At 45.9% G+C, this 17,595-nt stretch carries 19 protein-coding genes; 7 read left to right on the top strand and 12 right to left on the bottom strand.

What is annotated here, in order from left to right:
* The first annotated feature begins 263 nt into the window (after positions 1 to 263).
* Both AC6CIF_RS26380 and AC6CIF_RS26375 read left to right on the top strand, forming a co-directional pair.
* Positions 264 to 434 carry a YycC family protein gene (locus AC6CIF_RS26380; protein ID WP_017692379.1) on the top strand — a complete coding sequence of 57 codons (171 nt, stop codon included), beginning with the start codon at positions 264 to 266 and terminating at the stop codon, positions 432 to 434.
* Positions 431 to 664, top strand: a complete 234-nt coding sequence (locus AC6CIF_RS26375; protein WP_017692378.1) for a hypothetical protein — start codon at positions 431 to 433, stop codon at positions 662 to 664. Before AC6CIF_RS26380 ends, AC6CIF_RS26375 begins: the two co-directional genes overlap by 4 nt.
* A 12-nt stretch (positions 665 to 676) precedes the next feature.
* Here AC6CIF_RS26375 and AC6CIF_RS26370 read toward each other — a convergent pair whose 3' ends face one another.
* The 3 genes from AC6CIF_RS26370 to AC6CIF_RS26360 form a co-directional block, all read right to left on the bottom strand.
* Positions 677 to 1,408, bottom strand: coding sequence for a DUF2225 domain-containing protein (locus AC6CIF_RS26370; protein ID WP_498202138.1), 732 nt, complete (start codon positions 1,406 to 1,408; stop codon positions 677 to 679).
* Positions 1,409 to 1,451: 43 nt separating this feature from the next.
* A complete protein-coding gene (locus AC6CIF_RS26365) occupies positions 1,452 to 1,829 on the bottom strand; it encodes a globin domain-containing protein (protein WP_036605723.1) in 378 nt (125 codons plus the stop codon).
* A gap of 242 nt (positions 1,830 to 2,071) precedes the next feature.
* Positions 2,072 to 2,236, bottom strand: a complete 165-nt coding sequence (locus tag AC6CIF_RS26360) for a hypothetical protein (RefSeq protein WP_155984997.1) — start codon at positions 2,234 to 2,236, stop codon at positions 2,072 to 2,074.
* A gap of 153 nt (positions 2,237 to 2,389) precedes the next feature.
* Between AC6CIF_RS26360 and spoVV the strand changes: the two genes are divergently transcribed.
* A complete protein-coding gene (spoVV, locus tag AC6CIF_RS26355; protein WP_498202137.1) occupies positions 2,390 to 3,643 on the top strand; it encodes a dipicolinic acid transporter SpoVV in 1,254 nt (417 codons plus the stop codon).
* Positions 3,644 to 3,747: 104 nt separating this feature from the next.
* Entirely contained in the window at positions 3,748 to 4,551 is an 804-nt protein-coding gene (locus AC6CIF_RS26350) for an NAD kinase (protein WP_215075653.1), read from the top strand.
* Between the two features lie 28 nt (positions 4,552 to 4,579).
* Here the strand turns inward: AC6CIF_RS26350 and AC6CIF_RS26345 are convergent, their stop codons facing one another.
* Both AC6CIF_RS26345 and lipA read right to left on the bottom strand, forming a co-directional pair.
* The gene (locus tag AC6CIF_RS26345; RefSeq protein WP_498202136.1) at positions 4,580 to 4,975 is read right to left on the bottom strand and encodes a YutD family protein; all 396 of its coding nucleotides are present in this window, start codon (positions 4,973 to 4,975) and stop codon (positions 4,580 to 4,582) included.
* A gap of 14 nt (positions 4,976 to 4,989) precedes the next feature.
* Positions 4,990 to 5,889 (bottom strand): lipoyl synthase, encoded by a 900-nt coding sequence (gene lipA / locus AC6CIF_RS26340; protein WP_215075652.1) that lies wholly within the window; start codon positions 5,887 to 5,889, stop codon positions 4,990 to 4,992.
* Positions 5,890 to 6,129: 240 nt separating this feature from the next.
* Between lipA and AC6CIF_RS26335 the strand changes: the two genes are divergently transcribed.
* Positions 6,130 to 7,200 (top strand): M23 family metallopeptidase, encoded by a 1,071-nt coding sequence (locus tag AC6CIF_RS26335; protein ID WP_498202135.1) that lies wholly within the window; start codon positions 6,130 to 6,132, stop codon positions 7,198 to 7,200.
* An 87-nt stretch (positions 7,201 to 7,287) separates the two neighbouring features.
* Here AC6CIF_RS26335 and yunB read toward each other — a convergent pair whose 3' ends face one another.
* From yunB to zwf, 4 genes are all read right to left on the bottom strand, one after another.
* Positions 7,288 to 8,166, bottom strand: coding sequence for a sporulation protein YunB (gene yunB / locus AC6CIF_RS26330; protein ID WP_498202134.1), 879 nt, complete (start codon positions 8,164 to 8,166; stop codon positions 7,288 to 7,290).
* A gap of 275 nt (positions 8,167 to 8,441) precedes the next feature.
* The gene (gene fsa / locus AC6CIF_RS26325) at positions 8,442 to 9,086 is read right to left on the bottom strand and encodes a fructose-6-phosphate aldolase (RefSeq protein ID WP_036605718.1); all 645 of its coding nucleotides are present in this window, start codon (positions 9,084 to 9,086) and stop codon (positions 8,442 to 8,444) included.
* Between the two features lie 86 nt (positions 9,087 to 9,172).
* Positions 9,173 to 10,066: a phosphogluconate dehydrogenase (NAD(+)-dependent, decarboxylating) gene (gene gnd, locus AC6CIF_RS26320; protein WP_062838007.1), complete on the bottom strand. Its 894-nt coding sequence runs from the start codon at positions 10,064 to 10,066 to the stop codon at positions 9,173 to 9,175.
* A 541-nt stretch (positions 10,067 to 10,607) separates the two neighbouring features.
* Positions 10,608 to 12,062 carry a glucose-6-phosphate dehydrogenase gene (gene zwf / locus AC6CIF_RS26315; protein ID WP_498202133.1) on the bottom strand — a complete coding sequence of 485 codons (1,455 nt, stop codon included), beginning with the start codon at positions 12,060 to 12,062 and terminating at the stop codon, positions 10,608 to 10,610.
* Positions 12,063 to 12,477: 415 nt separating this feature from the next.
* Between zwf and AC6CIF_RS26310 the strand changes: the two genes are divergently transcribed.
* Entirely contained in the window at positions 12,478 to 12,798 is a 321-nt protein-coding gene (locus tag AC6CIF_RS26310; protein ID WP_036605715.1) for a winged helix-turn-helix transcriptional regulator, read from the top strand.
* Between the two features lie 570 nt (positions 12,799 to 13,368).
* Here the strand turns inward: AC6CIF_RS26310 and AC6CIF_RS26305 are convergent.
* On the bottom strand, positions 13,369 to 14,526 hold the full coding sequence (locus tag AC6CIF_RS26305; RefSeq protein ID WP_498202132.1) for a Gfo/Idh/MocA family protein: 1,158 nt from the start codon (positions 14,524 to 14,526) through the stop codon (positions 13,369 to 13,371).
* A 108-nt stretch (positions 14,527 to 14,634) separates the two neighbouring features.
* On the opposite strand from AC6CIF_RS26305, the gene AC6CIF_RS26300 reads away from it, so the two are divergent.
* Entirely contained in the window at positions 14,635 to 15,510 is an 876-nt protein-coding gene (locus AC6CIF_RS26300) for an AraC family transcriptional regulator (RefSeq protein ID WP_498202131.1), read from the top strand.
* A gap of 75 nt (positions 15,511 to 15,585) precedes the next feature.
* Here AC6CIF_RS26300 and AC6CIF_RS26295 read toward each other — a convergent pair whose 3' ends face one another.
* Positions 15,586 to 16,335, bottom strand: coding sequence for a DUF3600 domain-containing protein (locus AC6CIF_RS26295; protein ID WP_498202130.1), 750 nt, complete (start codon positions 16,333 to 16,335; stop codon positions 15,586 to 15,588).
* Positions 16,322 to 16,909 carry a sigma-70 family RNA polymerase sigma factor gene (locus AC6CIF_RS26290; protein WP_498202129.1) on the bottom strand — a complete coding sequence of 196 codons (588 nt, stop codon included), beginning with the start codon at positions 16,907 to 16,909 and terminating at the stop codon, positions 16,322 to 16,324. The genes AC6CIF_RS26295 and AC6CIF_RS26290 overlap by 14 nt, the downstream gene beginning before the upstream one ends.
* Positions 16,910 to 17,595: the final 686 nt, after the last annotated feature.

Raw genomic sequence — 17,595 nt, 5'->3', positions numbered from 1 at the left:
ATTGAATTAAAAACTGGTTTTCTGTGAGTCATATCTCTATACTAGAGAAATAGTTATAGAGGTTGTTCAAAAAGTCCACTTTTGATTACGAATCATGCCTGACGGCATCATCAGCATCGAATATGAAATTCAGCCGAAATGTCCGTTGCTCACGTAGTTTGCCTACGCTCCGCTACTCCATTTCTAGCTTCATTCCATCTTCTCGGTACTGAAAACCAGACTTTTTGAACATTAATTTATAGTAACTTTCAGGAGGTAAACGTATGAAACCTTTACAAGTATCGGCTGATACAGCTGTCAAATTAGCAGAATCACTGGGCGTACCTTTGGAGCACCTGATGCACATGCCCCAACATATCCTGATGCAGAAGATTGCGGAACTCGCCAAACAAGAAGCCTCCAAACCTTCTGCACCAGAAGGCGAACAAGAATGATTCCGTTTGAGAACAGCTGGCCTTACGATATTGTGATGGGAGACATCTATGTACAGCAATGTCCCTATTGTCATGCAAGCAATGTGCTGCTCCCCCTCAAACCAAAAGAGCTTGTGCTCATTCGCGAAGGCAAAAAGAAATTACTGGTCTTTCCCTGCTGTAATACAAGCATGACCGTGATCGACAACGACAGTGACTATTTGTTATCCAGCCGTCCTGTCCGTAACTAATGCAAGATCAACTTAGAGGGGGCTGCGCTTTGCAGCCTCTTTGTCTGTTTCCAGCATCTCTTCAGGGAGTTCCAATTTACTTGAAATCATCTGCTCACGCAGCACGGCCCACTGTTCCCTTGAAGCACGAATCATGGCCGCATCTGTGATCCGCTTGTCATGAATGACCTTGCTGAACCATTGCACCGCTTCATTAAACCGTCCTACCCTGCGGTTCAATTCCCCGAGCAAATACAACAGTTTGGCTTCATTGCCACCCGTTCCTTCACGTTCGAACACCTTCACATAGGCTTCCAGGCTAAATTCAAGAAAACGATGTTCCTGTGCATGGTCCTCCATATAACGATACAACCAAGCTATATGATGCAACAGACCAGCGACGACACGATCTTTCTCCTGGATAACCTGTGCGCACAGCAAGGCAAGCTTGTACGTTGCCAACGCCTGTTCCAGTGTTCGTGCTCCGCTATATTCACGTTTTACCCAACGGTTACCGATCTGTTCCTTAAAAGCCTTGCGCTGAGCATCATTCAAATGCTCCGTTGCGTTCTCCGTCGAGGCAAACCCGCACTGCGGACAGATGCGAACCACATAAAAATCTGGATTCTCCAGCTTGTAGTAAGCACAAAAATCCGAATCCGTCCGGTAGGGCCTTTTCAAACTCGGTCTTACCCGTGAGGTCTCATACTCGGTTTCGCAATAATGGCAGGTGACTTTCACCTTATACAGCGGCTCTAATTCCAATCTCTCCCATCCCTCTCCCGTACGCTCGTAATCATATTCGGAACTATGGTGTATTCACAAAATGATGTGCAGGCCCGGATAAACGCTGCAGGATAAACGAATGCAAGGGCTCCTCCACACCAATCTGTGTTAAGGCCTGATCCATACATGCAAGCCAAGCCTCAGCCCGTTCAACCGTCACTTCAAAATGCATATGACGGGCACGCATCATCGGATGTCCAAACGCCTCGGAAAACAGCCCTGGGCCTCCAAAAAACTGAGACAAAAACATATACTGCTTGTCGATGACCGGCTGAATATCTTCCGGGAAAAGCGGAGCCAGCTGCTCATTCTGCTGAACGATCGGATAGAAAGCCTCGACCAGTGCACGAACACCTTTCTCACCGCCAAGATTGTCATAAATACTCAAACTGGGATTCATTCGTCTGATCCCCTTTCTGATGTCGAATTTTGCCATATATTACACGTTCCATGAACATTGTGAAAACAGTAACAATATCCAGGCTCCAAAAGCCTTTATCTCCATTCTATCAAAAAAAACCAAAAAGTCCTATATAACATAAATCATCAGGACATGTAACCTGCCATCTGTATATAGGACTTTCTTCAAAACATAACACAAAAAAAGCGCCAACCGCATAGGTTGGCGCACTAGATATTCCATTAATAACTCCGCCAGTCCTCTTCCTCAGAGCGTACCAGCGAGGCACGTATCACATATACAAAAGCACAGACCAGGATTCCGGTGACAAGACTCATGATCATCACTCCATCCGAATTGAATTCCACCTTGGAGACAATTAGGTGACGTTCAGGCGTTTTTCTCATTTTAGCACACATCACTCAAAAACACAGCCACTTTTGCAAGCGCTTTCTACGTATAATTTTGTACTGTTTGTCCACTTTTTTTCATATATTGATGGCAATAGGCATCATAGACTTCCGCACACCGACCATTCCAAAAATAAAGGAGAAGAATTCATGGCTGCTTCACAACGACTCACCCATGTCCTGGTCACACTCGCTCTCCTGATCCTTTGTGTGTTAATGGTCTTGTATCCAGCGGAAACCTGGCATGCAGGTGTACGCGGACTGTCCATCTGGTGGGACGTATTGTTTCCCTCCCTTTTTCCTTTTTTGGTGCTGTCCGAGCTGCTGCTCGGCTTTGGCATTGTTCATTTTCTAGGTACCTTGCTGAATCCACTGATGCGTCCATTGTTTCGTGTTCCCGGAAGCGGTGGTTTTGTATTTGCCGTGAGCTGTGCATCCGGTTATCCTACAGGGGCTAAACTGACCGCCCAGCTATGGGAACAAAAGCTGGTTACCCGGGAAGAAGGAGAACGGCTCGTTGCCTTCACTACATCATCCGATCCGATCTTCATGATTGGAGCGGTATCAGTTGGATTCTTCCATAATGTCGCCATTGCTCCAGTATTGGTTGCAAGCCATTACGCTGCAGCTTTTCTGGTGGGTATGCTCATGCGTTTTCACGGAGGTACAGCGGAAGGCTCACAGCCAGACATCTCTTCTGCATCTCCATCGGAGGGGATACCTAGAAACAGACTGGTCCGGGCCATCTATGCGATGCATGAAGCAAGAAAGGCTGACGGACGGGCATTCGGTGAACTGCTGCGCCAGGCAGTCTCCTCATCCCTTCGCCTTATTATTATCGTAGGAGGGCTGGTTGTATTCTTCTCAGTCATGATGGAGCTACTTGTCCAGACCGGTTGGCTTGGTGGATTATACGGGATAACCGAGCAATTGTTACGACATAGCGGACTGCCTCCATCCTTATCTCCTAGCTTGGTCGGCGGGCTGTTTGAAGTAACGCTGGGGAACAAAGAGGCCGGGAGTGCCGGCGCATCCATCCCACTCGTCTATAAAGTAGCTGCAGCAGCTTTTGTTCTCTCCTGGGGCGGATTATCCGTCCATGCACAGATTATGAGTGTTCTTAGCAACACACCCATGAGATACGGTCCTTTTCTATTTGCCAGAGCAATTCATGCGTTAATCGCACCTGTGCTGGTCCTGTTATTGTGGACACCCATGATGGGGCGTTCCTCTTCACCCGTTCTCATGGAGCCCGGTTTCATCCCATCGTTATCAACGTATACACCGGACTGGGGACTGATTTTCTTGTCCGGAATGATTGTTTTTGTAAGCCTCATCGTATTGTTGTTATTCCTTGCGATATTAAGTTCCATTCTCAAGCCTAGACGACATGCCAAAAAATAAGTGAACGATTCATCTATATTTAACTGAATATGCGCCCAAACGTTGTGTTCTTCCGCGGAATTGATTATCATCGGTAGTATAATGACCACAAAGGAGCTTTCATCTTGAGATACTATGTTCAAGACCGCGGAGACCAGTTATCGATTGATCTCAGTCAGCAGTTTCATGCGCTGGCGAAGGAAGAAGGGTTCAAGCTGGATGCAGAATCGCCGGAGATTGTTATCTCCATCGGGGGCGATGGTACGATGCTACAGGCATTTCACAATTTCATCGACCGTATTCCGGATATTGCTTTTGTTGGGGTTCATACAGGCCATCTCGGCTTTTACGCCGATTGGAAGAAGGAAGAATTACGGGAGTTAGTCAGGCTGATGAGTGGCAAAGGAGATCCGGAGCGTCTCAAACCACGCATTGTGCAATACCCGCTATTGGAGCTTGAGATTCGGAAAAAGTCAGGGAATTCCTCTTACATCGCCCTTAATGAATTTACGTTAAAAGGGGTAGACGGTACCGTCGTGGCCCAGGTCGATATTAACGATGTGACATTTGAGATGTTCCGTGGGGATGGCATCTGTGTATCCACGCCATCAGGCAGCACGGCATACAACAAGGCCCTTGGCGGTGCCATGGTTCATCCGACCATCGAGGCGATTCAGATTGCGGAGATTGCATCGATTAATAACCGGGTCTATCGGACACTTGGTTCACCGATTATTTTGCCCAAGCATCATCATTGTGATATTTTCTCCCGCAAGGATCAGCGGTTACTGATGACCATTGATCATGTGAATGTGATGGTGGAGGATCTGATTTCCGTCCGTTGTCAGGTATCCAGTCACAAGGTCAGTTTTGCACGTTTCCGCCCTTATCCATTCTGGAACCGGGTTCGCACCGCATTTCTTGACTAAAATAAACACAGCAAAAAAGCGGTCCTTCTCAGGAACCGCTTTTTGCTTTGGCTTGAGGTTGATCCTTGCTCTTCTGAAGTACAAAGTACGCGCAGCCAAAGTTACAATATTCATTGATATAATCCACCATACTGGCGATCGTGGAATCCTTTGTCGCTTTCGGATGGTTATCACGGTAAAAACCTTTTAACCTCAACTGGCTATAACCCCAGTCCCCGATAATATAATCATAACGCTCCAGCACTTCACTGTAACGATCACGGAAGACCTCTGGATTCCAGCCTTCTTTGTGGTTCTGGACGATTTCATAATTTTTGCCGCCGATCTGTACAATGACCGGTTCTTTGGGCTTTTCTTCAACTGATTCAACAACCGATTCCTGAACTGGCTCCTGAATCTGTTCTGTAATTTTTTCTTCTTCCAATCCGGTATCCTCCATCACACGTGTGTTGCCGCCTGTTCAGCATGTTTGGTAGCCGATTTCACCTGTTCATGCGCATGGTAGGAGCTGCGTACCATCGGACCGGACTCGACGTGGCTGAATCCACGTTTTAATCCTTCCTGTTTCAATGCAGCAAACTCCTCTGGCGGATAATACTTTTCAACATACAGATGTTTCTCCGATGGCTGCAAATATTGACCAATTGTCATAATATCACAGTTCACCGCACGAAGATCATCCATCGTTGATAAAATTTCATTATATTCCTCACCTACACCAAGCATAATGCTTGATTTCGTAGGGATGTTAGGTTGCATTTCTTTGGCACGAGCAAGCAATTCCAGTGAACGTTTATATTTTGCCTTGGCACGCACTTTGTCTGACAACCGCTCAACTGTCTCAATATTGTGATTCAGAATGTCCGGTTTGGCATCCATTACAATCTGCAAAGATTCCCGATCGCCCAGAAAGTCTGGAATGAGTACTTCAACGCTGCACAATGGCAACCGTCGCCGTACGGCCTTCACTGTCTCTGCAAAGATCGTAGCTCCCCCATCCTTCAGGTCATCACGGGCTACACTTGTAATTACACAGTGTTGCAGATTCATCTGCTCTGCTGCTTCCGCCACACGTTCTGGTTCCTGCAAATCAAGCTCCGTTGGCAAGCCTGTATTCACCGCGCAAAAACGGCATGCCCTTGTGCAAATATCGCCCAAAATCATAAAAGTGGCCGTTCGATTGGCCCAGCATTCATAAATATTCGGACACCGCGCTTCCTCACATACCGTATGCAGCGTTTTGGAACGCATCATCGTTTTCATTTCCTGATAGTTATCGCCGGTTGTCAATTTGATCCGAATCCAATCCGGCTTCGGTTCTTTAACACGTTTTGCCAATGCATAAACCTTCTTTCTACTGAAGTTAGGCTGTTGCTCGGAACATATTATACCATGAAAGCGCTGGAAAAACCCCCATTTGTCACATCTTGTGCATTCATGCCCGATATGGACAATTTGTATAATTCGATTCCGCCTAAGAGCTTACATGGATAAAATGAGAACTTTTGAAGAACGCTAACCTTTAGCTTGGTTCATCGGGTACCTTGTATCATTCTAATGGAAAGGGGCTGCTTCCCAGTGCAACAACGCTTGACCTTCAGGCACACGTACCACTTTTGGATCAAAACATTACTTGCAGGTACTCTGCTTCTCCCATTCTTGCCTGTTGAAGTTTACAGTGAACCCGCCGAGGCCGCTCCCAAACCACAGGCTGCCGAGTTAAAACCCGCAGAAATTTTCGCTGCACGTCGCCATTTATATGAAACCATCGGTCAGATGACCCAGATTCCCTGGTACAGGCTTGCCGCAATTGATCAGTATGAACGAACGATTACTCGCGCACACCCAAAGGATCGCAAGCATCCTGAGCGGCTTACAGGTATCTTCATGACCCCTCCGGCCTGGAGAGGATGGTTAAATCCCGATGAGACGGATCAACATCCGGAATCCATTCTTTTTTTCAAAGGATATGGACGTGATGGTTCAGGAGACGGTATAGCTGATGCCAACAATGATCAGGATGTGCTGTACAGCATGGCTTCGGTTATTCAAGGTTACGGGAACAAGCAAGAGGACTTCAACATTGCCTTGTGGGAATATTATCACAACTCCCGTGCTGTGCAACGGATACAGCAATTCGCGAAGTTATATGAGCATTTTGACAATCTGGATTTATTCGGACATGCCTTTCCGGTCCCGCTCGGAACCAACTACTCCTATCGCAGTACCTGGGGGACGAAACGAAGCTGGGGCGGTTATCGCATTCATGAGGGAACGGATATCTTCGCTCCGCATGGCCTGCCTGTGCGCAGTACCTGTTACGGGGTCGTGGAAATCAAAGGCTGGAATCCGTTTGGCGGCTGGCGCATCGGTATCCGGGATTTGAACAACCATTATCACTACTACGCCCATCTTTCGGGTTTTGACAAAAGTGCACGCGTCGGTGAAGTTGTGATCCCCGGTCAGGTCGTAGGTTGGGTGGGTAGTTCGGGTTACGGGAAACCTGGGACACAGGGCAAATTCCCTCCACATCTCCACTATGGGATCTACCGGGACAGCGGACTGCACGAATGGTCGTTCGATCCTTATCCACAGCTGAAACATTGGGAACAGGATGAACGCAAACAAAAGAACAAGAAAAGTAAGTAAAACGAGGATATGCACGATCAGCAAAGCGAAACAGGGACCTCTTTAATAGAGGCCCCTGTTTCGCTTTGCTTTAGATATTTGTGTGTATCATGGGTGCGTGTCCTTATTGAGCTGCAATCCCCCATTCACATCAGGCAGATCATCCGGCTCAATTTCAAGTTCATTCCCTTGCATATGGTCTGACGGCGTCTGTTGCTGGTTCTGGCTAGGTGGATTCGTAGTTACTCCATTACCGCTTGATACACCCGTATGACCTGATGGCAGCGCAATAGCTGGAGCATTACTACCGTTACTGCCCACTGGCTTGCCCTGATTATCGTAATAATACATTGGCACATCCCCGACAACCAGCAGGTAGGAAATCGGGATTTCCGTATCAACCGTTTCGGGCTCCATGTCGAAGGGCACCACAACTGCGACCTCAGCAATGATGTGAATGTACACTTCCACCAAAATCATGTTAATACCCGCATTCTGTTGACGAGTGTTCAAATCCACTTTGACAGCGCCTTGGGGCTCAATACGAACCGGTATACTCGGGCCAAATGAAGCCAACACCGGACTGCCGAGCGCCTGCCCCAGCGGGATTTTTTCTTTTAACATGTGTACATTCTGCAGCGTGGATTGCACAATATTCATCGTACTTGCAGTGATTCGCATATGCTCATTGTAGTTCAGCATGAAACCGGACACTTTCCCGGCGGTATCCGTCTTCCAGTCGATCAGTCCTTCGTTGGTTTTGCCATCTGCAACCTGTGCTGTAATCGCCTTGTTGATCGCTTCAGTCGCAATCTGCTTCACTCTGATCTTGGCCAAGTGCATGATAGGGGGCTTCATCTTTTTATCCACATATGCAAAGCCCTGCATCAAACAAAACGCAGTGACCAATAAAATGATCAACCACATTTTGCGTTTGCCGCTTGGCGGCTTACGGCGTCTCCGGCTTCGCCATTTTCTTCTCATCATCGAAGTGTCCCTCCCCTACGGGATGAGCTATAGGCTATATGTTAACCTTATGCACCGTTGTCCCGAAAAAGAAGGACAGTACGTGGACACTGGATAGAAAGTAACAACAACGACGACAACAACATGAAAGGGACAAGTACTCCTCATTAGCTAAACTAAATAGGAAATCGGAAACACATAAACAGAGATAAAAAAACCTTTCACCCGCAGATTACTCTGCAGGGCGAAAGGCTTTATGTTCAGACCACCAAATGATTCAGGCCATGTCTATCCTTTTATTTCGGAACAGATTCCCAGTCTTTCAGGAAACGTTCAATCCCGCTGTCCGTCAGTGGGTGTTTCCAAAGTGTCGGCAGAAGCGAACCCGGAATGGTGGCAATATGCGCACCGGAAAGGGCTGCATCCTCTACATGTTTGATATTGCGAATGCTTGCTGCGATAATCTCGGAAGGCAGATCATACATGTCCAGAATCAGACGCAGATCACGAATCAATTTCATACCATCCACCGCAATATCATCCAGGCGACCAACGAATGGACTGATGTAGGTTGCACCGGCTTTCGCCGCCATCAGACCCTGTGCTGCGGAGAAAATCAGCGTTACATTGGTTTTGATCCCTTTTTGCGTCAACTCATGACAAGCGTACAGCCCATCTTCGGTCATCGGCAATTTAATGACTACATTCGGTGCCCATTCTGCAATTTCATAAGCTTCCTTCAACATATCCTCGGCTTTGAGACCGATGACTTCAGCACTGACCGGGCCTTTAACAACGCCACAGATCTCCTGAATGACTTCTTTAAATACGCGACCTTCTTTGGCAATCAAAGACGGGTTAGTCGTGACTCCATCCACCAGACCCAGACGTTCGATCCGTTTGATTTCTTCCACATTCCCTGTATCCAAGAAAAATTTCATGATATGTTCCCTCCACTTGATGAATTCGTAAACACGATATAAGTCATTACCCGATTCTCATCATATGTTAACAGTTATATATAAAATTAATTTTTCTCTACAGCGTGACCGCCAAATTCATTACGCAATGCTGCTACCACTTTACCTGTGAATGTATCTGTTTCCAGGGAACGATAACGCATCAGCAAGGACAAAGCGATAACCGGTGTAGCGGTTTGAAGGTCAAATGCCGTTTCTACCGTCCAACGTCCTTCACCGGAAGAGTGCATTACACCTTTAATCTCATCGAGGTTTGCATCTTTGGAGAAGGCACGTTCTGTCAGCTCCATCAACCAAGAGCGGATAACGGAACCGTTGTTCCATACGCGAGCCACTTGTTCGAAGTCGAAATCAAATCCACTTTTCTCCAATACGTCAAAACCTTCACCGATGGATGCCATCATACCGTACTCGATACCATTGTGAACCATTTTGAGGAAGTGACCGCTGCCCGCTTTACCAGCATACAGGTAGCCATTCTCCACGGAAGTATCTTTGAATGCCGGTTCAACAATTGCCCAAGCTTCCGGGTCTCCACCGATCATATAACATGCTCCATTACGTGCGCCTTCCATACCGCCAGATGTACCTGCATCCATGTAGTGAATGCCTTTAGTTTTCATCTCTTCGTAGCGACGGATGGATTCTTTGTAGTGGGAGTTACCCGCTTCAATAATGATGTCACCTTTGGACAACAATGGGCTAACTTCAGCCAATACAGCGTCTACTACATTGTGGGGAACCATGATCCACAATACACGTGGGGATTCGAGCGAAGCCACCATCTCTGCGTAAGAAGATACGCCTTCAGCGCCGTATTCTTTCATTTCATTTACTGCTTCAGCGTTCAGGTCAAAAGCAACCACTTCGTGTTTGTGGTCAATCAGGTTTCTACCCAGGTTCAATCCCATTTTTCCTAATCCGACAAGTCCAAGTTTCATTTCAAAATCCTCCTGTTATGAACAATGTTTAAGTTTCATTTGCGTTCAAAATTAAAAATAAGTGCTTAACGTTTGGCGAAGTAACCGTTCCGGTCACGAATCGTTCTTTTGATCGCTGTTATCCCCAGATTTTTTGAATCTCCTATATAGGAGAAAATCCGGGGATAAAGGCGAACGCTTTGCTTCTACAGAATCGATTTCGTCCCCTACACTACATTCTCAGCGTTCAAGCCAACCCATTTTAAAACTGAATCACTAATCTATATTCAAAAATTTTCACGGCCTTCCGGCAAACATAACCGGAAGGACTTATGCAAAATTGGAACGGTATGATTCGTAATAGTTACTTTGTTATATCAGCAGTTTGCTTCCATCCAACTTGCTCCTGAGTACAAGCTCTAGGGGAATAAAACATTTCGTTCTATATCCTGTTAACTTGGAAAGGTTTGTTTGGATTTGTGCAAATGATTATTTGTGAGCAGAACGGATTGTAAAGTTGTTTTTACTATTGTGTTCTCTTATGCTCACTCTTTCGTTTAACTTACCACCAACGGTAACCGTCTGCTGCGGTCAGGCGATCTGCTGACTCAGGTCCATGCGAACCTGCACTGTACGTATCCAGTGGTACGCTGACCGCTTCAAATGCTTCCTGAATCGGTTGCACCCATTGCCATGCCAGCTCCACTTCGTTCCAGTGAGCAAAGAAGGTGGAATCGCCACGCATCGCATCAAAGATCAGATTCTCGTAAGCTTCAGGGATGTTACGTTTACCTGAATTGAATGTCATATGCATTGGCTCCACTTCACCATGGTTCAATGGATTCTTCGCATTTAATTGAAGCGAGATGCTTTCTCCCGGACCAATTTCAATCGTCAGCAGGTTCGGTTCCGTTGTATTTTCGGATTCATGACCGGTCTTCAGTGGAGCCTTGAACTCAACAACGATTCGGGTGGATTTCTCAGCCAGGCGTTTACCTGTACGGATATAAAATGGAACCTCGCTCCAGAATGGATCATCGATCCACAGTCTCGCGGCAACATACGTCTCATTCTGAGATCCGGCTGGGATGCCAGGCTCGTCCAGATATCCAACAACGGAGGAACCTTGCAGCTCACCTGCTGCATATTGCGCACGAACAACTTCAGAAGCGATATTTTCTTTTGTCAACGGACGAAGTGCTTCAGCAATTTTTTGCTTTTTGAATTGAATTTCTTCGGGTGTGCAACGTTTTGGCAAATGCAAACCAATCATCATCAGCAACTGAAGCATATGGTTTTGGAACATGTCACGAAGGGCACCGCTTTGGTCGTAATACGCGGCACGTTCTTCAACACCTACAGTCTCACTTGCCGTAATCTGTACATTGGCAATATAACGGTTAGACCACAACGCCTGAATCACCGGATTTGCATAGGTGAGTGTCTCAATATTTTGAACCATCGGTTTACCGAGGAAATGGTCAATGCGATAGATTTCTTCTTCCGCAAAGGTATTGCTCAGTTTTTCGTTCAGATCACGAGCCGATTGCAGGTCGTGTCCGAAGGGTTTTTCGATAATCAGTTTCTTCCAGCCTTTGGTGTTACCCAGGCCACTCTCTTGAATGTTTAATGCGATTGGCTCAAAGAATTCCGGTGCCACCGACATGTAGAACATGCGATTTTCGGGAATGTTAAGCTCTTGTTCACGCTGTTGAACCAGTTCCAACAGTTTGGTGTAATCTTCAAGCTTCGTATTATTTAAAGAACAATAACGGAAAGCTCCAATGAAATCACGAACTTGAGATGCTTCTTCCGGCGTCTGACGTGAGAATTCATGCAGTGACTTTTCAACATTGGTCTGGAAGTCCGTATCCGACAATTCACGTCGTCCCAATCCGATAACGGAGAAGGATTTCGGCATTTTCTGATCCATGTACAAGTTATATAATGCAGGGTAAATCTTGCGTTTGGCTAAATCGCCTGTTGCCCCGAACAGGACAAATGTCATTGCATCCATTGGAGTGCCTCCTGTGATCTGTGCAGTATAGTATATGATGTTGCAAAATGTTCAAATCCAAGCATGACAAAAGACGGAATAAGTGGGTGTGTTCCCCGCCTTGCCTCCGTTTATATAACGCACCTGAATTCAACCATGGAACATTCCTTCTCTCCACAACCTGTGTTTAGGTTATAAATTGTAACCATTTGAATTAACGTTACCCATATTACACCTGTCGTCACAATTCGTCAATAATCGTGTCGAACCTGTGAACTCCAGTGTTTATAGGGTTTTTATTTGATGATAACGCTTTATGTGGTAACATTAAGAACAATTGGCATGTGACATTTTACACATATGGCCTGTGGACAAGTAGGTTACAATAAGTATACTAATGATATTACAAGCAATACTAAATCAAAGGAGTACAATCATGAGCGATGATGAGAATGCCAAGCAAATATGCACAAAAGTGGAACAATCTTATCAGATCATTGGCCGAAAATGGGTAGCCCTCATTATCCATGCGTTGATGGAGGAACCCAAACGCTTCAGTGAGATTCACGCTTATATCCCTGACTTGAGCAAACGTGTGTTGAATGAACGAATGAAGGAATTGGAGGAAGAAGGACTCGTGGTTCGCCATGTGGTCACGGAACGTCCAGTTCGGACTGAATATATGTTGTCACGAAAAGGTACGGAACTGGGGAGAGCGCTAAGCGCAGTGGAACGTTGGGCTGATAAGTGGCTGTAACAACTTGAGGAATCCTTAATGTTTATTTAGCTTGAAGATTACCGATGTGCAATCCCGGAGGTGGAGTATCGCATTTAGCAACTGGCTAGTGCAATCCGCATCCGGGATTTATTTAATTCAAACGGTAAATACTAATTGTGTATTCAGACGTAATAACGCTATTATTTTGCAAACCAAAATAATGCTTACTGCTCCGTTCAAATTGTTGTCGATACTGAGGCGGGATCGTCTCGGCAGAATTGCGAAATAACTGGATGTAATACATACGTTCGGAAATCCGGCACGTCTGCCAATCTCCTCCACCGAAAGTGTTAATGTCTCAAGGAGAGGAGCAAGTGGGCTTGCTGCGACCTTCGAGCTGTAAGGTAGTCCGCCGTAATGCTGCTACCTGTCTTTTGATGAAAAACGCAGGAAGCATTCGATTTGGTTAAGTGAACATCTGCCGCCATCTGATCCAATCTCATCTCATATTCGAAATGCTCTTCAATACATTGCATCATCTTCTCCGAGTGTCTCAGATGACGTGAATCCGCTAGATGCGAAAGCGTTTCAATTTGCGCCCGTAAAATACTACGAATCCAACTTGCTCCCGAGTGTAATACTCAAATCCTCGAAGTTGTCCACCGTCGTCTTTTTTTCATAAAAGTGTACGGCATGTTGCATAATTCCTTCTCTTGTGTAAAACGCGTCTTCGGCCCCTAGTGGAAAAACAACCTTTTCTCCCGTACTTGCCGACTTATAGATACCCACAATCAGTTCAAGCGTATTCCGACCACTTTGGCCATCCACCAGAAGGGGAGATCCTGTCTCAATAGCATTTAACACATTCTCAACTTGCCCAGCGTGACCGACATGAGTAACATCCGGTAATTCGTCAGCGAGCTTCTGAATCTGGTGTTCCAACTCACGATTCGGTTCCGGAAATCCGTTATTCCGCGCGGTAGAAGCAACCACTTTCCAAGGTGCAGATACCCGGGCTTCTTTGCCCTGAAAAATTAACTGTTGCTCCTCTCCGTGATGTACAACGGAACTGGTAATCATGCCAAGCGCCCCTTCCTGGAAGCGAAGCATCGCCATGGATATATCCTCAACTTCGGCATTATCATGTGCCGTATTTGCCATCATCGCCTGTAGTTCCACTGGAGGTCCCATCATCCAGAGCATGGCATCAATATGATGCACCGCATGATTAAGGGTACAGCCTCCGCCTTCTTTTTCCCATGTCCCGCGCCACCACAGATCATAATAATTGTGGCCCCGCCACCAGAACGAATCAACCTGCACATGTACAATAGGCCCCATCCGTTTACTGTCCAGCACACCTTTCAGTTTCATCATCGGTGTTGTAAACCGATTCTGTGCTACTACAGATAGTAACTTGCCACTTGCTTGCGCTGCTCTCAACATCAGATCCGCTTCCTCCAGGGAAGATGCCATCGGTTTTTCGACTAACACATGCGCACCTGCATGCATGAAATCACATGCAATTGGGGCATGGGTATACGGCGGTGTACAGACTGATACCAGATCAATGTTTTGGGCAAATAACTCTGTGTAATCCGTAACGGCTTGTGCATCTTCCAGCCCATATTCGTTAATTCGCTTCTCTGCCTTATCCACGTACATATCGACCACAGCAACAATCTGACATCGCTCAGGGAACGCCAAATATGCTGAGATATGTGCTCCACTAATTGCACCTGCTCCGATAATCGCCACTTTTAACATCGTTACATACCTCCCTTATTCCCTTCACAATACACAATAATAAAGCGCTTTTATGCGTTCATCTTGTGCTAAAATAAAACTATCTTGCGCATGATAAGGGAGGCATTCATGATGTCCATCTTCCTGGGAGAACAATTTAGTCTGGTCTGTCGTCGTACATCCAACACTACGTCTCGCGAAGTGTTCCATGCTCATTCGCAGCTGGAGATAACCTATATTCACGAAGGATATGGGCAGTTGATAACCGAAGGTCAGGTTTTCTCCCTTGAACCCGGTATGCTCATGTTTTTTCGACCTTTTCAATTGCACCACATCCAAATTCAAGTATCCAGACAGCAGCCTTTCATTCGAAATGTACTCATGGTTGAACTTAATCTACTGAAGGCACATTGGCCCCAATTTATTGTTACTCACGACTTCATAGAGGATCTGCTGGAAGAGCAATCCCCCATTCAGCCCATCCGACTTGCTGCCACATCCCCACTCGTTCAACGAATGGAACAATATGCAGATACGTATCCAGGTCTGCTTCCTCATGAAATAGAGGAGGATACACGCCTCTTTTTATTGGAACTGCTCGCACAACTTCGATATCTTTGGCGGGAGGGGCAGCAACACTGCTCCCAAGATGTACTCTCGTCCAGTGCAAACGTTCTTCACCCTCATGCCGAAGCCATCATGCAATGGATTGAGCAGCATTACCAAGAGTCTTTCCGTTTGGAGCATATCTCAGATACACTTCATCTATCCCCCTATCATCTGTCTCATGTATTCAAAAAAGCGACCGGCACCACCATCGTTGCTTATGCTCAAGCCACCCGCATTCGTCATGCCTGTGTGTTGCTCACACGTTCCTCGCTCACCGTTCCCGAAATCGGTCACCGTGTCGGTATGACTAGCCCCTCCTACTTTTGCAAAGTATTCCGTACTACCACAGGCTCTACACCACATCAATATCGGCTGAAGGTGCAGGGGAGGAAGTAATGGATCACAACAACAAGAAAGAAGCGAAAGAATTCACTTCTCCGCTTCTTCTCGTACAAACCGTTTTTACTTGCTTCACCGCACATCAAGCCCCAACTTCTCCAAATACGGAATAAGTCGCTCTCTTAATTGCCTCAAATCATCCTTCTGTTCCACTGACAAGCGCTCATCATGAATGCTTCCATCCTTGTCTACCACCATCACTTCATACGCCTTCATTTGTTCATACACAGATTTGAACTCACGATATTGTTCCTTGGTAAATGTCTTCTCTGCTTGTTCCAACTGTTCCGTCCAAAATTGCTGCTCGTCCATCCGTTTTATGGAGGGCCCTACACTCACAGTTTCCAGCTTCTCAAAAAACGGTTCCAGCTCAGCTACAAGAAGGTTATATCGTTCCTGCTCCACTGTATTCCACTGCTCTGGATGCATATTGCCCTGAGAATCGGCATACTTCAGAGACATTTGCCCCATTTGCTTCAGCAGGTCCATATATTGAACAAATTCTTCTTCGCTGAAATGGGCCTTGGCCGTCTGCAGCTTTGCTTCCAACCTCATATAATCCTCAGCTGTTCCCCCCATAGCAGCAACATTTTCCTGTGAACCATATATTCCGTCTGCGAGATAGGTGTACCCTGCGTAGGCTCCGGTGGGAACAATTAGTACAACAGCCAATAGCCCAGTGACCAGCCATTTTTTTCGATTTCTTCTGATGTGTGAATCATTTCGAATACTATCCATCATTTTGTGTTTAATCCTCGCAGAGATGGACCAGTCTTTGGTTTCTTCCTGGTAGGCTTTTCGCAACTGTTCATCGAGTTTCATGCAGATCCTCCACCTTTCCCCGCAATCTCGGATTCATCTTCTCTTTCAATCTCAACTTCGCCAGCGCCGCATGTATACGCGATTTTACGGTTCCAAGCGGAATCTCCAATATGCCAGCAATCTCCTCTTGCGTGTATTCATTCAAATAATGAAGTGTAACCACCTGCTGCAGCTTGTACGGCAAACGGTGAACCTGTTCCAGCAGAGGACGATTTGCCAGTTTGTTGACCAGATCAGTGGAAAAATCATATTCCATACCAACGTCAGATTTTTCGATCCGCTTGCTAAACCGAAACTGCATTAACCTTTTGCGTCGATAACTCTGAACCTGTCGCATCGTCACCCCCATCAACCAGGGACGAAAAGCACGCTCCGCATCATATCGCGCCAATGATCGATACGCCTGAATGTAAATCTCCTGTACCACATCCTCCGCGTCAGACTTGTCCTTGATGAGAAATCGCACAGTTTGATATATCCTCGTCACTGTTTTCTCATATAATTCTCCATATGCTTCTTCATGCCCCGCCCGTATTAACGTTACAAGTTCTATGTACTCATCTTGCTCACTCATTATCCATCCCCCTCCTCCTTACACTATATATTGGCATGCCAGCATCATATCGTTCGATTTATTTATTGAATGAGTAGGTATGGCTGAATCTGATACAAAAGTTTCTCTGGTGTTTATTATGATATAATATACCTACTTTTGATATAATTGGAGGTTCTGTATCTGAGTAATAAAAACACCTTTGGTCTTTTGATATTATCTATTTCGATCATCGGATTTGTAATTGCCAGAAGCAACCTTGAAGCCTACGCCACGGTATATAGACTTATTGGGATCTTGGTTATCTTATCTTCTTACTTCTTTTTCTTGCGAAAGCGGATATAAGGGAGTAACTTAGCAGGGGTGGTCACTACTGTAATGAAACTTTTCAGCAAATTGTACTCAGAATATCTCCTGATTCCACGACCTCTACGTTTGTTGTTTTTATGGGGATGGATTGTTTTGTTTTTTGTTGCTGGTACCAAATTCAGATGGTTCTACTTCCTACATTAAACTAATTTCAAAGAAGTCTGATCCCCTGGGACATAAAAAAGAGCTGAGTCGTCATTATGACGTCTCGGCTCTTCTTTGATGCTCATCCTCTTCCTTGCAGATAAAGATATAGGTAATCAACTCGAGCTCGCTTATACGTTCCTTTTTGAAACAAACTTTATTTTTATTTGATATTCAGAAATTCATATCACTTG

It is taken from the genome of Paenibacillus sp. GQ49 (assembly GCF_059759055.1).
This window is presented reverse-complemented; position numbering and strand designations above follow the sequence as displayed.